The following is a 20,792-nucleotide window of genomic DNA, read 5'->3' as shown; positions in this document are numbered from 1 at the left end:
TATTATTTCTTTTTAGCAGCTGGTTTTTTAGCTGGAGTTTTTTTAGTTGTTGCCGCTTTTTTCGCTGGCGCTTTTTTTGCTGGAGTTTTCTTAGCAATCATTTCTTGAACTTCTGCCAATGTTAATTTTGTTGCATCAACATCTTTACTCAATTCAATTTTGATTTTACCTTTTGTAATTACAGAACGCCCCCAACGCGCTTTCTCAACCAAAATCCCTTCGTCTTCCCAATTGTGAAGTACTTTATCTATATTTTTTTGCAATTTATCTTCAATCAGTTCTTCAACATCAGCCTGAGATAAATTATCAAAATTGTATTTTTTACTCACATTTACAAAAAGACCATTCCATTTAATGAAAGGACCAAAACGCCCCACACCTTTCTGAACAGGCTCTCCTTTGTATACCGCAATCGGCGCATCAGCAAGTGCTTTTTCGTCGATTAACTCTTGCGCTCTTTCTTTCGAAACTCCCAAAGGATCTTCTCCACGAGGCAATGAAATAAACACACTTCCGTGACGAACATAAGGACCATAACGACCATTACTCACCTCTACTTCTTCTCCTTTGTACTCCCCTAAACTTTTAGGAAGCAAAAACAAATTCAAAGCTTCTTCAAGCGTAATATTTCCAATATTTTGATCTGACATTAAGCTGGCGAACTTTTTATCTTCGTCGTCAGCTTCTCCAATTTGAGCCATTGGACCAAATTTCCCTAAACGAACAGAAACTTGTCTTCCATCAGCATCTTTTCCTAGAATTCTTTCACCGCTTTCACGTTCAGCATTTGCCTCAACTTCTTTTACATTTGGATGAAATTTATTGTAGAAATCCTGCATCATTTTTGCCCAGTCAATATTTCCTTCAGCAATTTCATCAAAATCCTGCTCAACTTTTGCCGTAAAATTATAATCTAAAATATTTCCGAAGTTTTTAACCAAGAAATCTGTTACAATAGTTCCGATATCTGTTGGAACCAATTTTCCTTTATCAGAACCTGTGTTTTCTTTTAAAACTTTCTCTCCTACTTTGCTGTTTTGCAAAGTAAGCTGTGTATAATTACGTTCTTGACCTTCAAGAGTTCCTTTTTCAACATAATTTCTATTGATAATAGTCGAAATAGTTGGCGCATAAGTAGACGGACGTCCAATACCAAGTTCCTCTAGTTTCTTCACCAAAGATGCCTCAGTATAACGTGCCGGCGGCCTTGAATATCGCTCTGTAGCTGTAATATAATTATTTGCTAGTTTTTCGTTTACTTTTAATGCAGGAAGCATTCCTTCTTGCTCTTCTTCATCGTCATCATGACCTTCTAAGTACACTTTTAAGAAACCTTCGAAAAGCAATACTTCTCCAGAAGCTGTAAAAATTTCACTGTGATTATCTGCTTCAATTTTTACGTTTGTTCTTTCTAACTGTGCATCACTCATTTGCGAAGCCAAAGTTCTTTTCCAAATCAAATCGTATAAACGAGCCTGATCACGATCAATATTTACAGTATGACGCGACATATCTGTCGGACGAATTGCTTCGTGCGCTTCTTGCGCTCCTTTATTCTTGTTTGCAAAAACTCTAGGTTTCGAAAACTCTTTCCCGTATGATTTTATAATTTCAGCTTCAGCGGCGTCCATTGCTTCTTTAGAAAGATTTACCGAATCGGTTCTCATATAAGTAATAAGTCCGGCTTCGTATAAACGCTGTGCTAACTGCATTGTAATTCCAACTGGTAAATACAATTTTCTCGCTGCTTCTTGCTGCAACGTTGAAGTTGTAAAAGGTGCTGTTGGAGATTTTTTGGTAGGTTTAGTTTCTAAATCTGCTACCTTATATTTAGAACCGATATTTTTATTTAAGAAATCTTCGGCTTCTTTTTTAGTATTGAAGTTTTTTGGCAGTTTTGCTTTAAAAGCTTTTCCAGCTTCGTTCACAAACTCGGCAACAATTGAATACGTTGCAACTGCATTAAAATTCTGAATTTCGCGCTCTCTCTCAACAATCAAACGTACAGAAACTGATTGTACACGTCCTGCAGAAAGTCCGCCTTTAATTTTTCTCCATAAAACTGGCGATAATTCGTAACCTACTAAACGATCCAAAACACGACGTGCCTGTTGTGCATTTACTAAATTATAATCAATTTCTCTTGGATTATCAATTGCTTTAAGAATCGCAGATTTTGTAATCTCATGAAAAACAATACGTTTCGTTTTCTTTTTATCTAGTTTCAGTTCTTCCGCCAAGTGCCAAGAAATAGCCTCACCCTCGCGGTCCTCATCGCTTGCTAACCAAACCGTTTCGGCATTCTTAGATAGTGTCTTAAGTTTACTTACCAAAGCTTTTTTATCTGGAGAAACTTCATATTTAGGTTTAAAACCATTCTCTACATCTACTCCTATTTCCTTTGATGGTAAGTCGGCTATGTGACCATAACTTGACTCCACCTGAAAATCGCTTCCTAGAAATTTCTCGATTGTTTTCGCCTTTGCAGGTGACTCCACTATTACTAAATTCTTTGCCATTGCTCTATTTTTCTGCAACAAAAGTATTTATTTTTTTTAAATATTAACCTCGTCAATTCATTTTTGAGTTATTTTAGTATTATGTTTCTTAAAATTGAAGATTTATCTGAACTATTCTTTATAATATATATAGGTGTAACTTTTACTATTCGATAACCGAGAAATATGCTTTTTATTTATGAGTTTAGACAACCATCTATATCCCTTTTCTACTCTCGAAATAGAACTATAATCTCCGAAAATTAAATTTGTTAATTCTTTCCCTGCCATCTTGTCATATTGACCGTATTTACGCTATCTTTGCACTTTGAATTTTTACAATGGAAAAGATTATTGAAGAAAGCAAACAAGGCGAAAATCTTGTTTTAGAAAATAAACCTGAGAATACTAAAAAACTTTTTATAGAAAGTTACGGCTGTGCGATGAATTTTTCAGACAGTGAGGTCGTAGCTTCCATTTTGTCTGATGGGGGATACAATACTACTTCAGTTTTAGAAGAAGCTGACTTGGTTTTGGTAAACACTTGTTCTATTCGTGACAAGGCCGAACAAACGATTCGTAAACGTTTAGAAAAATACAATGCAGTAAAACGTATTAATCCTAAAATGAAAGTAGGCGTTCTAGGCTGTATGGCTGAACGTTTAAAAAGTCAGTTTTTAGAAGAAGAAAAAATAGTCGATCTTGTTGTTGGGCCTGATGCTTACAAAGATCTTCCTAATTTATTAGCGGAAGTTGAAGAAGGTCGTGACGCAATAAATGTAATTTTATCAAAAGAAGAAACTTACGGAGATATTTCGCCAGTTCGTTTAATGAGTAACGGAATCACTGCTTTGGTTTCAATTACACGCGGATGCGATAATATGTGTACATTTTGTGTTGTTCCTTTTACACGCGGACGTGAGCGCAGCCGTGAACCACAAAGTATCATGGCTGAAATTCAGGATTTATGGAACAAAGGCTTTAAAGAGATTACACTTTTAGGACAAAACGTTGACAGTTACCTTTGGTATGGCGGCGGTTTGAAGAAGGATTTTGTAAACGCTTCTGAAATGCAAAAAGCAACAGCTGTCGATTTTGACCAATTACTTGAAATGGTTGCTGTTGGCTTTCCTAAAATGCGTATCCGTTTTTCAACCTCGAATCCGCAGGATATGCACGAAAGTATTTTGCATGTTATTGCGAAGTATCAAAATATCTGTAAACACATTCACTTACCTGTACAATCTGGAAGCAATAGAATTTTAAAAGAAATGAATCGTCTGCATACACGCGAAGAATACATGACTTTGATTGATAAAATCAGAGCAATTATTCCAAATGCTTCGATTTCTCAGGATATGATTGCAGGCTTCCCAACCGAAACTGAGCAAGATCATCAAGATACGATGAGTTTAATGGAATATGTGAAATATAATTTCGGTTATATGTATTCGTATTCTGAACGCCCAGGAACTTTGGCAGGAAGAAAAATGGAAGATGATGTTGAAGAAGAAACTAAAGCTAGAAGATTACAAGAAATTGTCGATTTACAGCAAAAACATGCATGGTTTAGAAGCGAAGAGTTTGTTGGACAAGTTGTTGAAGTTCTAGTAGAAAAAGTTTCTAAAAAATCAAAAGATGAATTCTCTGGAAGAAACTCACAAAGCATAACAGTGGTTTTCCCAAAAGAGAATTATAAAATTGGAGATTTCGTAAACGTAAAAATCACAAGCTGCACTTCAGGAACGCTAAAAGGTGAAGCTATTAGTTTAAGTGAGATGAATTAAGTTTAACTTGTTTCAGGTTTCAAGTTTTTATTTGTTTCAAGTTTTATGTAACTTGACTTAAAATAGAAAATATTTAAAATTTAATTTATAATTAAAATATGGAAAAAGAAATTATTGTAAAGCCAAGTTTTACTTTCAAAGATTATTTTAAAGCTAATTTATATATTTATTTGACCAGACCTGCTTTCATAATAATCTCTGTTGTTGTTTTTTTGATTATATTGGTTAATGTGACAAACATTTTTTCAAATGAAGTCAATTTGAAGGATATTTTTACTTCTTCATTTGTTTTCATCTTATTATATCCTTTATTAATTATCTACTCTATTTACAGACACACAAAAAGAATATTTAAAAATCCAAGATTAAACGAAAACCTATCAATTCATTTTAATGAGAACTATATGGAGGAAGTTGGAGATAGTTTCAATATGAAATTCTTTTGGAAAGATCTCAAAAAGATAACAGAAAAAAAAGATTGGTTTTTAATATATCTAGAAAAAAATTCTGCCAAAGTCCTTAATAAATCAGACTTAAAAAACAACCAATACAACGAATTAAAACAACTTTTTAATTCAATCGACATAAAAAAGAGTTTAAAAAGTTAAGCTTCAGAAGACAAACTTGAAACTTGAAACCTGAAACAAACAAAAAACTTGAAACAAAAAACTACATGGAAACAGTTCAAGCAATAAAACAACGATTTGAGATTATTGGCAATGATCCAAAATTAAATCGCGCTATCGAGAAAGCCATTCAGGTTGCTCCTACTGATATTTCGGTAATGGTAACTGGAGAAAGTGGTGTTGGTAAAGAGAATATTCCAAGAATTATACACTCGCTTTCACACAGAAAGCACGGAAAATATATCGCCGTAAACTGCGGTGCAATTCCGGAAGGAACAATTGACAGTGAACTTTTTGGACACGAAAAAGGAGCTTTTACAGGTGCTACAAGCACACGTGAAGGTTATTTTGAAGTAGCTGATGGCGGAACCATTTTTCTTGATGAAGTTGGAGAATTGCCTTTGACAACTCAGGTTCGTTTGCTTCGTGTTTTAGAAAACGGTGAATTCATAAAAGTAGGATCGTCTCAAGTTCAAAAAACCAACGTTCGTATTGTTGCAGCTACCAACGTAAATTTATTTAATGCAATCGAAAAAGGAAAATTTCGTGAAGACTTGTACTATCGTTTAAGTACGGTCGAAATTACATTACCTCCTTTGCGTGAGCGTAATGACGATATCCATTTATTGTTCAGGAAATTTGTGGCAGATTTTGCTCATAAATACAAAATGCCTCCTCTAAAATTAGATGATGATGCTGTAAATGTATTGCAAAAATTTAGATGGAACGGAAATATCCGTCAGCTTCGAAATGTAGCTGAACAAATTTCGGTTTTAGAAACCAACCGTGATATTTCTGCAGCCACTTTACAATCCTATCTTCCTGCCGAAGGAAGCAATCTGCCATCTGTAATAAGTGACAGTAAAAAAGAAAGTGATTTTAGTACCGAAAGAGATATTTTGTACAAAGTTCTTTTTGATATGAAAAGTGATCTGAATGATTTAAAAAAATTGACTCTAGAGTTAATGAAGAACGGATCTTCAAAAGTTCAGGATATTAATCCGAATTTAATTCAGAAAATATACGGTTCACAAGAAAATGAAAGTGAGATTGATTTTGAAGAAGAACCGAGAACTGCTGTTATGACTCCCGCAGGCCGCGAAGAAAATTATCAAATGCCGGAAGACAATTATTTGTTTGCTGAAACAATTGAAGAAGAAGAAATTTTACGCCTTGAACAGAAAGAAATCGAAATGATCAAAAAATCATTAGAAAAAAATAAAGGAAAACGTAAAGCTGCTGCTGATGAATTAGGTATTTCTGAGAGAACTTTATACCGAAAAATTAAACAATTTGATTTATAGTTTTAGTGCTGAGTCAAAAACACACCAAAACATTTTTAACGAAAAATCAATACCTTTGATCCAAGCGTCAGTTAACTGGCGAAGCAATATTTAAAATAAAAAATGAAAAACTTAAAATATCTTTTTATTCTATTAATAGCAACCACTTTCAGCGGTTGCGGCGTTTACAACTTTACGGGAACTGGAACAATTGACGCGAAAACTTTTCAGGTTAACTTTTTCCAAAATAACGCTGATTTGATTGAACCTGGAATAGACAGACAATTTACATTGGCATTGCAAGATTTAATTCAAAACCAAACCAATTTGAACTTGGTAAGCACTGGAGGAGAATTAACATATGAGGGAGAAATTACAGATTACAGAATAACGCCAATGACAGCAACTGCTGATCAACAGGCTGCACAAAACCGTTTGACGATTCGTATAAATGTTCGTTTTACAAACAAAAAGAAAGAAACAGATGATTTCGAAAGAACATTTGAGTTTTATTACGATTTCCCTGGAAATGAATTACCAACAGGAAGCGTTTTAAACACAGCTATTCAAACTATTTTTGAGAGAATTACTCAGGATGTCTTTAATGAATCATTAGCAAAATGGTAGTTTTTTTTTAGTATAACTGTTAGATCGTTTATTCGTTACATCGATAAAATGATTCAACAAAAAAACCTTCCAAATCAAAAAAAATAATAATTAGACGATTAAATAAAAAGAGAAATGAATGTAACTGATTATACTTACTTAATGAACAAACCCGATGCTATTACAGAACAGCAGGCAGAAGCATTAGGAAGTGTTTTGAATGAATTTCCGTATTTTCAAAGCGCCAGAGCGCTGCGATTAAAAGGACTTTACAATCAAAACAGCTTTAAGTATAACTACGCCTTAAAAGTTACTGCTGCTCACACAGCTGATCGTTCGGTATTATTTGATTTTATTACTTCAGAAAATTTCACCACAATTCAAGGCGAATATTACGATCGTAAACTTCAAGATTTACTAGAAATAACTGTTGTTGACAGCGAAATTGTCTCGCCTAAACCAATCGATAAAGTTACATTTACAAAAATTGATCCGATTGAACAGTCTATTTTAGATTCAATTAAAGAAGCTTCAAATGTAGTATTTGAAGAACCAGCAAAAATTATAGAAAAACCTATTGATCCTATTATTGAAAAATCAATCTTAAGTTCGATAAAAGAAGCGGCAGCAAATACTTTTGAAGAAAAAACAAAAACAGAAGAACCAATAACCTCTGTTAATGAACAAATAATTGCAAGTCCTAGCGAAGAAGAAATTTTAAACAGTTTTAAAGAGGCTGAAAAAACAGAGAGCAACAACCCAATTGAATCTATAATTGAGTCTTCTGTTGTAAGTCCTACTGAAGAAGAAATATTAAATACTTTTGAAGAAGTGACAAAATCAGAAGAAAAAACAATTGAACCCGTTGTTGAACAGAAAGCGGTCACACCTATTAAAGGAGCAATTCCAACTTTCTTTGAAGAAATTGTAGACGATGAAATCGAAGAAGTAAGAGTTTCTCCAATCGAAGAATCAATTTTAAATTCAATAAAAGAAGCATCAACAGTTGTATTTGATAAGGTAAATACAAATGAAGAACCAAAAGAAACAGAGAGCTCTGAACCTGTAAAAAATGCCGAGAAAAATCTTGAAATAGGAAAACCATTAGATTTCTCTGATAATGAAAAACATTCTTTTCAAGAATGGCTGCAATTGGCAAAAACTGAACCTATAGACAGAACTGAGGATTCTTTAAACAATAATGAAGCTAAAACTGCTGAGGAGGCTGAAAGAATTGAGGAAGAAAAAAAGAAAAAGGCAGAAATAATAGACAAGTTCATCGAAACTAATCCTAAAATATCTCCAATAAAGCAGACTGCAATAACCCCTGCGGTGCAATTCGATATTAATAAAGAAGACAATTCTTACTTAATGACAGAGACTTTGGCCAGAGTATATTTAGAACAAAAAAAATATACCAAAGCGATACAAGCATATGAAATATTAATTTTGAAATATCCAGAAAAAATTACTTTCTTTGCAGACCGCATTTCGGATATAAAGATTTTACAACAAAATAACAATAACAATTAAGCAATGAGCACATTTTCAATTTTTTTAGTTTTAATCACAATAGTTTGTTTTCTATTGATCGTAGTAATCATGGTTCAAAACCCTAAAGGAGGAGGATTATCTTCAACTATCAGCGGAACTCAAATGTTAGGTGGTGTTCAAAAAACAACTGACTTTTTAGACAAAAGTACTTGGACATTAGCAACTATTTTGATTGTTTTAATTTTACTTTCAAGCTTAAGCTTTACAGGATCATTAAACGACACAGGATCTAAAATTATTGAAAAAACAGAAGCTCCTGCTGCAACTACACCAGCTGCACCAGCACAGCAAACTCCTGCTCCGGCAGCACCTGCTACAAAATAATAATTTTGATATAAATTAAAATGCCAGCCTGTCAAAGCTGGCATTTTTTTTAGGAAATAATGTCAGTTTTATGAGCATGGCACAGTTTCTGAAAGTTTTTAGAACATTAAAAAACGTATAACCTAATAACATAATAAAATCATGGCTTTAAACATAAAACCGCTTTCAGACCGCGTACTTATTGAGCCTGTTGCAGCTGAAACCAAAACTGCTTCAGGAATCTTTATTCCAGATACTGCCAAAGAGAAACCACAAAAAGGAACTGTAGTTGCAGTAGGAAATGGATCAAAAGATCACACAATGACTGTAAAAGTTGGCGACACGGTACTTTACGGTAAATACGCAGGAACTGAATTAAAACTAGAAGGAACTGATTATTTGATTATGCGTGAAGATGACATCTTAGCGATAATCTAAAAACACATATTGTATTAAGTACGAAGTCTTAAGAACTTCAATAACTTGAAACAAATCAAACTTTAAACAAAAATTAAAATGGCAAAAGATATAAAATTTGATATTGAAGCACGTGACGGATTAAAACGTGGTGTTGATGCATTAGCAAATGCTGTAAAAGTAACTCTTGGACCAAAAGGTCGTAATGTAATCATTGGAAAATCATTTGGTGGGCCAACGGTTACTAAAGATGGTGTTTCTGTTGCAAAAGAAATCGAATTAAAAGACCCATTAGAAAACATGGGCGCGCAAATGGTTAAAGAAGTAGCTTCTAAAACTAATGATTTAGCGGGTGACGGAACTACAACTGCTACAGTTTTAGCACAAGCTATCGTAAAAGAAGGTTTGAAAAACGTTGCTGCAGGTGCAAATCCAATGGATTTAAAACGCGGTATCGACAAAGCTGTTGAAGCTATCGTTGCTGACTTAGCTTCTCAAGCTAAAGTTGTTGGAAGCGATTCTGATAAAATCAAACAAATTGCTTCTATCTCTGCTAACAATGACGAGGTTATTGGTGAATTAATCGCTACAGCTTTCGCTAAAGTGGGTAAAGAAGGTGTTATAACTGTTGAAGAAGCTAAAGGAACTGATACTTTTGTAGATGTTGTTGAAGGTATGCAGTTTGACAGAGGATATCTTTCTCCTTACTTCGTAACAAACCCAGAAAAAATGGAAGTTGAATTAGATTCTCCTTACATCTTATTATACGACAAAAAAGTATCTTCTTTAAAAGAATTACTTCCAGTTTTAGAGCCAGTTGCTCAATCAGGAAAACCATTATTAATTATTGCTGAAGACGTTGACGGTGAAGCTTTATCTACTCTTGTAGTAAACAAATTAAGAGGTGCTCTTAAAATTGCTGCTGTAAAAGCTCCAGGTTTTGGAGACAGAAGAAAAGCAATGTTAGAAGATATCGCAATCTTAACTGGTGGAACTGTAATTTCTGAAGAAAGAGGATATACTCTTGAAAATACAACTATCGAAATGTTAGGAACTGCAAAAAGAGTTTCTATCGATAAAGACAACACTACTATTGTAAGTGGTGCTGGTGAAGCTGACATTATCAAAAACAGAGTAAACCAAATTAAAGGTCAGATGGAAACTACTACATCTGATTATGATAAAGAAAAATTGCAAGAACGTTTGGCTAAATTAGCTGGAGGTGTTGCTGTTCTTTACGTTGGTGCTGCTTCTGAAGTTGAAATGAAAGAGAAAAAAGACAGAGTTGACGATGCATTACATGCAACTCGTGCTGCTGTTGAAGAAGGAATTGTTGCCGGAGGCGGTGTTGCTTTATTAAGAGCAAAAGCAGCGTTGGCTTCACTTAAAGCGGATAACGCTGACGAAGCAACTGGAATCCAGATTGTATCTCGCGCTGTTGAATCTCCATTAAGAACAATTGTTGAAAATGCAGGTCTTGAAGGTTCTGTTGTTGTTGCTAAAGTTGCTGAAGGTTCTGGTGATTTTGGATACAATGCAAAAACTGACGAATATGTAGATATGCTTAAAGCTGGAATTATCGATCCTAAAAAAGTAACTCGTGTAGCTCTTGAAAATGCTGCATCTGTTTCTGGAATGATCCTTACTACAGAATGCGCATTAATCGATATTAAAGAAGAAAACGCTGGCGGAATGCCAATGGGCGGCGGAATGCCAGGAATGATGTAATTCATTCTCTTCTTAAAACTTAAAAGCGCTGGATTTTTATTCGGCGCTTTTTTTGTTTGACACAAATTACACGAATTTTCACGAATTATTTTTTAGCCACTGATTTAAAGGATTAGAAAGATTAAAATCTGTGAGAATCTTTTTAATCTGTGGCACTTTTTTTTCGCAAAGCATTCGTGTAATTCGTGTAATTCGTGGCAAGCTTTTTTATTTAACATTCTCTTTTTCTTTAAAAAATCTGTTATTTCTACCTTTGCAGTTCTATTAAAATTACAAAATGAGAAAATTCACAACTCACCTATTATCTTTTACACTCTTACTTCTTACTACTTTTTTACAAGCTCAAACTAACAAAGATTCTTATGTAGTTTTAGTTTCTATGGATGGATTTCGCTGGGATTATGCGAAACACTTTAAGCTTCAAAATTTAAAGCAAATTGCAGCTGAGGGCGTTCATGCAAAATCAATGAAACCTTCTTATCCAAGTAAAACTTTTCCAAATCACTATTCCATTGTTACCGGACTTTATCCAGATCACCATGGTATAATCAATAATGTTTTTTATGATGCTGCTTTAAACGAATCTTTCTCACTATCAAGCGATGCAAAAAGTGATTCTCGCTATTATGGCGGAAATCCTATTTGGAATCTAGCTGAACAGCAAGGTGTAAAAACAGCTTCTTTTTTCTGGCCTGGCTCTGATATTGATAAAAGAAATCCAAGTTATTTTAAAAAATACGATGGTAAAATTCCATACGGAGCTCGAATCGATACTGTCATGAAATGGCTTCAGCTTCCAGAAAAGCAACGACCTCATCTTGTAACTTTGTATTTCGATGAACCAGATCACACAGGTCACAACTTTGGACCATCATCGGCAGAGACTAAAAAAGCAGTAATAAAAATGGACTCGATTATGGGTGCAATATCACGAAGATTAGATCAATTAGAAATTGGAAAAAAAATCAATTTGATTATTGTTTCAGATCACGGAATGGCGAGCATCAGCAATGATAAAAAAGTGGCTGTTTTAGATTATTTAAAACCAGAATGGCTTGGATACAAAGCTGTAATTAACCCAATTATGAGTCTTCAGGCAAAAGCCGGCTGTCAAGATTCAATTGCAAAAGCCTTAAAAAAAGTACCGCACATTAAGTTTTGGAAATCAACTGAAGTTCCAAAACGACTTCATTACGGCACCAATCCGCGTGTGCATGATTTTGTTATCGAAGCAAAAAAAGGATACAGTTTAGTCAATAAAGAAAGTCAAAATATAAAAGGCGGAACGCACGGTTATGACAATAATGAGAAAGATATGCATGCCATTTTCTATGCAAAAGGCCCAGCATTTAAAGTTGATAAAACGGTAAAAACTTTTCAAAACGTTTCTGTTTACCCTTTAATTGCTCATATTTTAGGCTTGCAGATTGGGGAAATTGATGGAAAGTTCAACGATGTAAAATCGATGCTTCGTTAATTATAGAATGTGGCAATTAGAAAATTTGATAATTAGATAATAATCTAATTATCAAATTGATCGAAACTGAAAAGCACTCGAATTAGCAAGAGCTTCGACTCCGCTCAGCTAGGCAAAAAAAGAAACCCGACAGGTTTTAAAATCTGTCGGGTTTCTTTTTTTTTATATATGTTACGTAGACGCACTGCAGTGTGCTTCTACAAATACATTATTCTACATATAATTATCAAATTTTCTAATTGCCACATTATCTCATTCTCAGGACACCACTTTATACGTCGGATCTTCAATTATATTCACATTAATAACAGCATTGGCATTTTGAAGCAATTGCCTGCAGTCTGCACTTAAATACTGCAATTCTACAACTTTGTTTACTTGACTGTATTTTTTTGTCAAATTATTCAAAGCTTCGATCGCTGACATATCAGAAACACGGCTTTCCTTAAAATCAATAATAATATGATCTGGGTCGTTTTTAATGTCGAATTTCTCCATAAAAGCTGCTATCGACCCAAAAAATAACGGACCAAAAATTTCGTAGTGTTTTATTCCGTTTTCATCAATATACTGTCTAGCTCGAATTCTTTTGGCGCTTTCCCAAGCAAAAACTAAGGCAGAAATAATTACTCCAATTAGAACTGCTAAAGCTAGATTATGTAAAACAATTGTAACAAGGGCAACCAAAACACCAACAAAAATATCATGTTTAGGCATTTTATTGATAATTCTGAAACTCGACCATTCAAATGTTGTAATCGCAACCATCATCATAACACCAACTAAAGCTGCCATAGGTAATTTACCAATAACCGGCGCTCCAAAAAGTACAATCAGTAAAATTGTCAAAGCAGCAATAATTCCAGAAAGTCTTGCTCTGGATCCTGCACCAAGATTTACTAAAGTTTGTGCAATCATTGGACAGCCGCCCATTCCGAAAAAGAAGCCGTTTAAGATATTTGAACTTCCTTGCGCAATACATTCGCGATTACTATTTCCTCGTGTTCCTGTAATTTCGTCGACAAGATTGAGCGTAAGCAAACCCTCTGTCAAACCAACAGCTGCGACTATTACAGAATATGGAAATATGACTTTAAGGGTTTCGAAAGAAAAAGGAATATTAGGAATATGAAACGGAGGAAATCCACCTTGAACCGAAGCAATATCTTCGACTGTTTTAGTTTCAATATTAAAGATAAGCACAATGGCAAACACTACCATAATTGCCACTAAAGAAGCAGGAACTGCTTTTGTAATTTTTGGAAAAAGCAGAACAATACTAATTGTAAGGGCGGTTAAACCTAACATTATATACAAAGGCGTTCCTTGCAGCCAAGTTGTTTCGCCATTTACAATAGTTTTAAACTGCTCGAGCTGCGACATAAAAATCACAACCGCTAATCCGTTTACGAAACCAAACATAACGGGCTGAGGGACTAACCGAATAAACTTTCCGAGTTTAAAAAGTCCAACGGCGATTTGCACCAGTCCGCCAAGCGCAACCGCTGCAAAAACATATTCTAATCCGTGCGATTTCATTAGGGCAATTAAAACAATCACTGTTGCTCCTGCGCCTCCAGAAATCATTCCTGGTCTTCCGCCAAAAACTGCAGTAACTAATCCTGCAATAAAAGCGGCATACAAACCAACTAAAGGCGGAAATCCAGCCAAAATTGCAAATGACAAAGATTCTGGAATCATTGTCATTGCAACGGTTAAACCCGCTAAAATTTCATTTTTGTAGTTGACTTTTTGAGTAAAATCGAAGAGTTGAAAAGCTTTTTTCATAGGGCACAAATGTAAAAAATAATGCCCATAAAGTGAACATTGCTTTGTTCTATAAAAAAAGCAATAAAGAAAATTTTAACTTAGAACAACTGCTTTAATAGTAAAACTAAAGCAGTGAGAATAAAATTTATCATAATCTATTTTTGACTTTTATAAGAAATTAGAGTCCAAAATTATTTATAAAAGCAATATAAACAACTAGGTATTTATACCTGTTTTTACACGTTTTTACACTGCTGCACTCTCTTCTTATTACAGAATCAAATCTAAATCAATCCCATTTCACTTTTAATAAAAAAGTGTGTCACGGAAACCGTTAAAAATACAACTTCTTATCTCTGTTCTCCTTCTGCAATTTGCGCTTCTAAATATTGAATTACTTTTTGAAGACTTTCAATTGTCTCTTTTCGAGCTTCTGCAAGATCTTTATAATTGACAGCTTCATCTTTATCTAACTTCTCGGTTTTGTAATATATAACAGGTTCGTCACGAAAAGCGTCTAAATTTATCATGTGACCTGTACCTTTTAAAAGCCATTCGAGATTGATATCCGAATATCTTCTTAGAATATTTTCGAACTTATCCAGCCCAATTGTTTTATTTTTTTTTAATTGGCTTGCAAAAGAACCGTTAGACATACCAATCTCTCTCTCAAAAGCACTAACCCTAATATCTTTGTAATCAAGATATTGTTTTATTCTCTGTAAGGTGTTTTCTGACATAATTCATTATTTTATTAGAAAATATTCTATTTATTTGGTAATTAAGAAATATCTTACTATATTTGTCTCGTTTTTAATACAAATTAAGCAATGGACAAAAATATAAAAACTAAACCGAGTTACAACCAAGATGTCTTAAAGATTATCAAAAATAGATACGGATATTCTTACGACTATATTCGAAAGTCCATTCGAGGTGACAGAAACGGGATTACTTGCGACCTTATTAAAGCTGAATATTCCAAGCTTGTTAATGAGTATAAAAAACTAATGGCCAGCCAAATAAGCCAATTAAAGGATGTGAAAAAATAGCAGCCTTCATCAAAAAATATCAGAATTTAAACCTCTAAAAAACAAATTACACATAAAACAGACCCTACACTAGTCTCCATAATAGTGCTTATAACATAATACAGAAGAATCCTAACTCTCTGCACAAAAAATATAAGAAGGGTCGATGCAAATCTATTCATGCAATAGAAACGATTTTAGGTATGTAACTGATCCGCACATATCTAAGGTAATCTCTCAAGGAAGTCAAGGCCGTAAAGAAATTTCTTTACGGCTTTTGTCTTTTTATACTGATTCCAGTTTCAAATTAAGTGGCTATGAAAATCTTTATTCCTTTCTAAAAAAACTTAAAAAATCAAATTTGGAGCAGTATTTTTGCGTTACATATATACTTCACAATTAAAGCCCAAAAAATCGATATGACACGAGAACATTACATTCCTTTTAACAAGGAATTTTTACTCGAACAACAAATTACTGCTTTCGCTAAGGACTCACAAAAAACAGCCGATTTTAAAAAATTATTCGACATTATAGAACATTACTATCATTATGAATCTTTTAATCTGAATCGAAATCTAAAACAAAATTACTCTCTTTTTGATCCTGATTTGAGCGAAAAAGAACGCGAGGGTTTTATTGGAAAAAGTGATTTCTCTGTTTTCAAAAGTACTTTACTCACGGTTTTAGAACGCGGCAATTACCATCGCATAAACAAAGAAACTTTAGAAGTTGCTTTTAAAGAATCTGACTTGATTGGACTTGATTTATCGATTGATTTTAATGCTTTTAAAGATTACGAATTATATGTTCGCGGTCATCATAAGGCTAAAGAAAAAGTTTCGAAATATATTTTCTGGAAAAAAGAGGTTGAAATTGAATATTACGATCGAGTTATGATTTTTCTTAATTATAATGAGGCTGATTATTTAAGCGAAAAGAAAGTTAAACTGGGAAAAATGCCGATTGATCCGGGTTCGATCGCATTAAAAATCTTTAAACGTGTTCCTAAAAACGACCTTGAAACTATTTTCCCAAATGCCATTCCAAAAATGTCTTTAAAGGACAAATTACTGCTTTGGGTACCTGGACTTTTTGGAGGTCTTTCCTTATTAAGCGCTAAAGTAATTCCTGCTTTAATTAATATGTATGACGCTTATGAAACAGGTGAAACCATCGATTTACTAAACAGTAAAACATCTTTAAATCAAGGTTTGATTGCTTTAGGAATATTGTCTGCTTACTGTTTTCGTCAGTACAACAATTTTGTAAATAAAAAAATCAGATATTCTAAAATGCTTTCTGACAGTTTGTATTTCAAAAATCTAGGAAACAACAGCGGCGCTTTTTATTCGCTTTTAAATTCATCTGAAGAAGAAGCTTTAAAAGAAACCATTTTGGCTTATTCTTTTTTAAGCAGAAGCCAGCATCCGCTAAGCGCACAAGAATTAGATTTACAGATCGAGACTTGGTTTGCTGCGCACTTAAAAACGGAATTAGATTTTGATGTTAATGATGCTTTGTCGAAATTGAAAAGTATTGGCATCGGAATAGAAACCAATGGAAAATGGAACGTTATTCCGTTAAACGAAGCACTTATAAAGATTGACGAATTGTGGGATGGCGTTTTTAATTATAATGAGTGCAATAAATTACAAACGGAAGTTCTTAACTAAAAAAAACAGATCTAGAATTACAGTTTTATAAATTCTATCTGCCTATTTATTATTGCCATTCTCAATAAAACATTCGAAACTGAACAAGTAAAATCAAAAGAAAATTTTACTAGATTTACAAATACCTAAATCCAAAGAGAATGAGAACATTAGAGCAATGGTTTACTGAATATGCTGTAAGTCACCAAAACCCAAAGAACAAAGCGATACATTATATTTGTGTGCCCGCGATTTTCTTTTCTATTGTTGGTTTATTAATGAGTATTCCAAGCGGCTTAATTGCAAATACGCTAAAACTAAATGCTCCGCTTATCGAGAACTGGGCATTTGTCGTTTTACTCTTTGTTCTAATTTTCTACATCCGATTATCGATTGCAATGGCGATTAAAATTGCCATTTTTTCGGCTCTTTGTTTAATTGCGAATTATTATATCAGACAGGTTTTTCCGTTATGGATTTTCTCAATTGGCGTGTTTGTAATTGCTTGGATTGGGCAATTTTACGGGCACAATATTGAAGGCAAGAAACCTTCTTTCTTGAAAGATCTTCAGTTTTTATTAATTGGCCCGGCTTGGGTGGTAGAAAATTTATTTTCTAGAAAGCATTAATTATTACTCATTTACTTTAACAAAAGTAAACATCCACTTTACTGGGTTTTGCCAATCTTTACCTTTAAAACCTCCAACAGGCAGTTTAACTCTCACGGTATTCCAGCCTTTTTTCAGTGTGATTTTTGTTGGATCTCTAAACTCATATCCTTCATCAACCAATGGAATCTCTGAATTACCTTTCATATCAGGATGTTTCCAAATTGGCGGATTTACCAATAAATTATTCACCCAAACTGCGCTATTTAAATTATTCCAAGTACCAGCAGCCGGCGAATCTGTACTCATTGAACGTGATAAATTATTAAAGCCTATCCAAAATTCCTGCTCTTTATCTTCATCACTCCAAATTTGAGTTTGAGCATACCAAGTTGTATTTTCCTGCGGTTTCTCGATGACGCCAGAGATTTGCGGCGCCCACCAATGTCTCATAACCAAAGTACCGCCAACAGCTTTGTAAACAGGCTTTTCTTTCACTGCAGTAAATGACTGTTTTTCGAATGAAAAAGCTTTGGCTAAATCACCTTTATTATCATAAGGTCCATAAATATCCCAAACTAAATCGCCTTGCTTAACATAATTAAAAGACAAGTCTTTAAAATATTGTTTTTTTTGATCTAATAAACGATTTTCAAACTCTATAAATGCTTGTGCTTTTTCGGTTTCTGACTGACCAATAACTGCCGTCCAGCCTGCATAACCACCGCCACGCCAACTGCGTTCTGCAAAAGCCAGCATGCCTGGATAAACTGGATTCATTTTCATAACATCTTCTTCATTCGCCACTGCTCTATCATTCCATACGCAGACAGTGCCTCCTAAAGCATTTTCATTGCCTTCGGTTAAATTACATATCTGTCGATTAAAAATAGTAATAACACTTTCTAAAGGATCCATATGATTTAAATACAGATGTCTAGAATCTAAATATTTTATATTTTTATTCTTACTCACGCTCGCCGCACCTTCCATCCAAAGCTGACGAATTACTCCATCATTAAAATTCCCTCCAGGCTCCCATCCTATTACTTTTTTACCTAAACTTTCAGCCAAAGCAATAACTTCCGGCAAAAATTTCTGATTGGTTATTTTAACTTCGTCAGCACCTAAATGCAAATAAGGAACATCATAAGTTGCACAAAATTCTTTGATTATATTTTTTACAATTTCCAGACCTGCATCGCTTTGCATATCGACTCCCATTGCTCTTTTGAATGCTGCACTATGTCCAGGCATGTCAATTTCAGGGACTAAAGTTATGTATCGTTCTTTACAATACTTAATAAGCTCTTTTAAATCGCTCTCTGTATAATATTCTCCTTTATCACGAAGCATATATTCTGGAGCTGTTAACTGCGGATATAACTTACTTTGCAAACGCCATGCAATATCTTCTGTAGGATGAAAATGAAAGATATTTAATTTATAAGCCGCCATAACATCTATTTGCTGTTTCAAGAGTTTAACCGACTGATAATTTCTTCCTACATCAACCATAAAACCGCGCCAAGCAAAAGCAGGCCAATCGGTAATATCAGAAGCATCTACAAAAGTATTATCCCGCATTAATTGCAGTAAGGTTTGAATACCATTAAAAATTCCCTGCGAAGTATTAGCGGTAAGAATTATTTTATCTGATGTGGTTTCTAAGTGATATGCCTCAGATTGATTTTTTGGAACAGAAACATTCCCAAAATGCAACTGAATATATTTTTGATTGTATGCCGTTTTATTGGTCAATTTTACTCTCAACCCTTTTTGCCCCATAGCTTCTTTCAGGATCAAAGCTTCTTTCTCTAAAACTGGATCATCAAATAGAATTGCTGTTTCTGCAGTTAATGAAAAAGCACCTGTATTCCATTTCAACTGCTGTGGTTTTGGCAATAATGAAGGCTTTGATTCGAGATCAAAAACATAAGGATAAACTAAATGTTTCCATAATAAATAACCGTCTCCTTTAAGATGCAAACCGTCATTTGTTAACTCTTTTACTAACTTTCCGTTTTCATCACAAAAGGAAGCATGTAAATCAATATAGGTATAATGATAAACGGTAGAATTTTGCTTCAAAACAGCATTTAAGCGTTTTATCTGTTCTCCTTTACTCGTATGACTTTCAAATTTTTTATAGAAATCATTTACAGGTAATATACTTTGTACAAACAATTTTGTCGAGGGAGATTCTTGTTTTAAATACGAAACTATTTTTGCAATATTTTTAAAAATACTATCGGTCGAAATATTCCTTGACAAATCATTAACTCCAATCAACAAAAAAACCTTTGCTGGTTTTCTGATGGCAATTTCATCAATTCGATTCAAAACTGCAGCGCTTACATCACTGCTTATTCCACGGTTTTTTATACGATTATCCGCAAATAACTCAGCCCATTCTGCACCATTTGTAATACTGTTTCCAACAAAAACAATGTCATTTTTTGTCAAAGGCAGCGTTCTAAAATGAGAAACGCGCTGATGATAAAAAGTAGAAAATAAACTATCAGGCAGTATTGTTTTTTTTATCTGACAATTTGCACTTACTGCAGTACACAGGATAACAATCACGGCAAAATGAAACCAGCTGTGTTTTTTATAATAATTCATAATTCAATTCTAATTTTCCCATTTTAAACGTTCGCTTTTCTAATCTACTTTTAAAACACTTCGCTAAATCAATACAAGTTTGAAATATATAACACTCTATAATTATTACTTCCTTTCTTGAATTACTCTTTTAAATTACACCGTTTATTTAGAAAATTCTATATCAACAAACCTGCTCAATCCTCCTTTGGCAAGATCATTTTAAAACCCTCGTCATCATAGTGTAATTATTGCTAGTCATTATTAAAATTTTTTACCTCATTTTTCTTCTTCTTTTATTTCATCAAATAAAACCTCTCCTTTTTTACCTTTTTACATCAATTAATTAAACATTTCCTAAATATCATTCCTCCATTTGATTTTTAAAAAACATTCTTTTTTTGAGTAAAACACAAAAACAATACTTTACTTTATTTAATAAAATATTTTAATATTTAACAAATGTATATATTATAATCTAAGAAAAAAAGCAAAATAGTAAAAATGTGTTCGAACACATTGTGCAATAGCATGAATTAATAAAAATATTTAAAATGTTTTATTTTAAGATAAAAAATTACAATACAACAATATAAGCGTCATGCGCTGATTTCTTTACGGTTTTCCACATTGTTAAAAAATACTTAATAAATTTTTTTAATAATTAGATTGATTTATTAAAAACATTTCATACGTTTACAACCTAGAAAAACGTTTTAGTCAAAATTATTTGGTTCTTTTTTGATCTTTTGCTCTTTTATGCAGTAAAAACGGAACTAAAATATTTTAGTAGTATAAGCTAAAATCGAAACAGAAATACTATCGCAAAAAAAAGAATCCTCCCT

Annotated in this window: 15 protein-coding genes; 11 read left to right on the top strand and 4 right to left on the bottom strand. The window is 33.5% G+C overall.

All coding sequences use genetic code 11. The annotated features are described in order from the left end of the window. Window positions 1-2: 2 nt before the first annotated feature. Entirely contained in the window at window positions 3-2,519 is a 2,517-nt protein-coding gene (gene topA / locus B0A81_RS12095; protein WP_089058270.1) for a type I DNA topoisomerase, read from the bottom strand. 320 nt (window positions 2,520-2,839) lie between these two features. On the opposite strand from topA, the gene miaB reads away from it, so the two are divergent. The 9 genes from miaB (at window position 2,840) to B0A81_RS12050 (ending at window position 12,279) form a co-directional block, all read left to right on the top strand. Continuing rightward, window positions 2,840-4,285: a tRNA (N6-isopentenyl adenosine(37)-C2)-methylthiotransferase MiaB gene (miaB, locus tag B0A81_RS12090; RefSeq protein WP_089058269.1), complete on the top strand. Its 1,446-nt coding sequence runs from the start codon at window positions 2,840-2,842 to the stop codon at window positions 4,283-4,285. A gap of 98 nt (window positions 4,286-4,383) precedes the next feature. Beyond that, window positions 4,384-4,893: a YcxB family protein gene (locus B0A81_RS12085; RefSeq protein ID WP_089058268.1), complete on the top strand. Its 510-nt coding sequence runs from the start codon at window positions 4,384-4,386 to the stop codon at window positions 4,891-4,893. Window positions 4,894-4,958: 65 nt separating this feature from the next. Continuing rightward, entirely contained in the window at window positions 4,959-6,215 is a 1,257-nt protein-coding gene (locus B0A81_RS12080; protein ID WP_089058323.1) for a sigma-54 interaction domain-containing protein, read from the top strand. A gap of 102 nt (window positions 6,216-6,317) precedes the next feature. Then, entirely contained in the window at window positions 6,318-6,821 is a 504-nt protein-coding gene (locus B0A81_RS12075; protein WP_089058267.1) for an LptE family protein, read from the top strand. Window positions 6,822-6,935: 114 nt separating this feature from the next. Beyond that, window positions 6,936-8,333, top strand: a complete 1,398-nt coding sequence (locus B0A81_RS12070; RefSeq protein ID WP_089058266.1) for a tetratricopeptide repeat protein — start codon at window positions 6,936-6,938, stop codon at window positions 8,331-8,333. A 3-nt stretch (window positions 8,334-8,336) separates the two neighbouring features. Continuing rightward, the gene (secG, locus tag B0A81_RS12065; RefSeq protein ID WP_089053992.1) at window positions 8,337-8,678 is read left to right on the top strand and encodes a preprotein translocase subunit SecG; all 342 of its coding nucleotides are present in this window, start codon (window positions 8,337-8,339) and stop codon (window positions 8,676-8,678) included. A 141-nt stretch (window positions 8,679-8,819) separates the two neighbouring features. Then, window positions 8,820-9,095 (top strand): co-chaperone GroES, encoded by a 276-nt coding sequence (locus B0A81_RS12060; RefSeq protein WP_012023920.1) that lies wholly within the window; start codon window positions 8,820-8,822, stop codon window positions 9,093-9,095. 78 nt (window positions 9,096-9,173) lie between these two features. Further along, window positions 9,174-10,802, top strand: coding sequence for a chaperonin GroEL (gene groL, locus B0A81_RS12055; RefSeq protein ID WP_089058265.1), 1,629 nt, complete (start codon window positions 9,174-9,176; stop codon window positions 10,800-10,802). A 277-nt stretch (window positions 10,803-11,079) separates the two neighbouring features. Beyond that, window positions 11,080-12,279, top strand: coding sequence for an alkaline phosphatase family protein (locus B0A81_RS12050; protein ID WP_089058264.1), 1,200 nt, complete (start codon window positions 11,080-11,082; stop codon window positions 12,277-12,279). 258 nt (window positions 12,280-12,537) lie between these two features. On the opposite strand, the gene B0A81_RS12045 is transcribed toward B0A81_RS12050, so the two are convergent. Both B0A81_RS12045 and B0A81_RS12040 read right to left on the bottom strand, forming a co-directional pair. Then, window positions 12,538-14,067 (bottom strand): SulP family inorganic anion transporter, encoded by a 1,530-nt coding sequence (locus B0A81_RS12045; RefSeq protein ID WP_089058263.1) that lies wholly within the window; start codon window positions 14,065-14,067, stop codon window positions 12,538-12,540. Window positions 14,068-14,399: 332 nt separating this feature from the next. Then, window positions 14,400-14,789, bottom strand: a complete 390-nt coding sequence (locus tag B0A81_RS12040; protein WP_089058262.1) for a hypothetical protein — start codon at window positions 14,787-14,789, stop codon at window positions 14,400-14,402. A 710-nt stretch (window positions 14,790-15,499) separates the two neighbouring features. On the opposite strand from B0A81_RS12040, the gene B0A81_RS12030 reads away from it, so the two are divergent. Together B0A81_RS12030 and B0A81_RS12025 are read left to right on the top strand one after the other, a co-directional pair. Further along, the gene (locus B0A81_RS12030; RefSeq protein ID WP_089058260.1) at window positions 15,500-16,756 is read left to right on the top strand and encodes a TMEM143 family protein; all 1,257 of its coding nucleotides are present in this window, start codon (window positions 15,500-15,502) and stop codon (window positions 16,754-16,756) included. A gap of 140 nt (window positions 16,757-16,896) precedes the next feature. Continuing rightward, on the top strand, window positions 16,897-17,364 hold the full coding sequence (locus B0A81_RS12025; protein WP_089058259.1) for an Mpo1 family 2-hydroxy fatty acid dioxygenase: 468 nt from the start codon (window positions 16,897-16,899) through the stop codon (window positions 17,362-17,364). Between the two features lie 3 nt (window positions 17,365-17,367). On the opposite strand, the gene B0A81_RS12020 is transcribed toward B0A81_RS12025, so the two are convergent. Beyond that, window positions 17,368-19,968 (bottom strand): family 20 glycosylhydrolase, encoded by a 2,601-nt coding sequence (locus B0A81_RS12020; protein WP_089058258.1) that lies wholly within the window; start codon window positions 19,966-19,968, stop codon window positions 17,368-17,370. Window positions 19,969-20,792 lie beyond the last annotated feature (824 nt).

The sequence above is a fragment of the Flavobacterium plurextorum genome (genome assembly GCF_002217395.1).
Lineage (GTDB): Bacteria > Bacteroidota > Bacteroidia > Flavobacteriales > Flavobacteriaceae > Flavobacterium > Flavobacterium plurextorum.
Note: the sequence above shows the minus strand (reverse complement) of the source record. Positions and strands in the feature narration are given on the sequence as shown.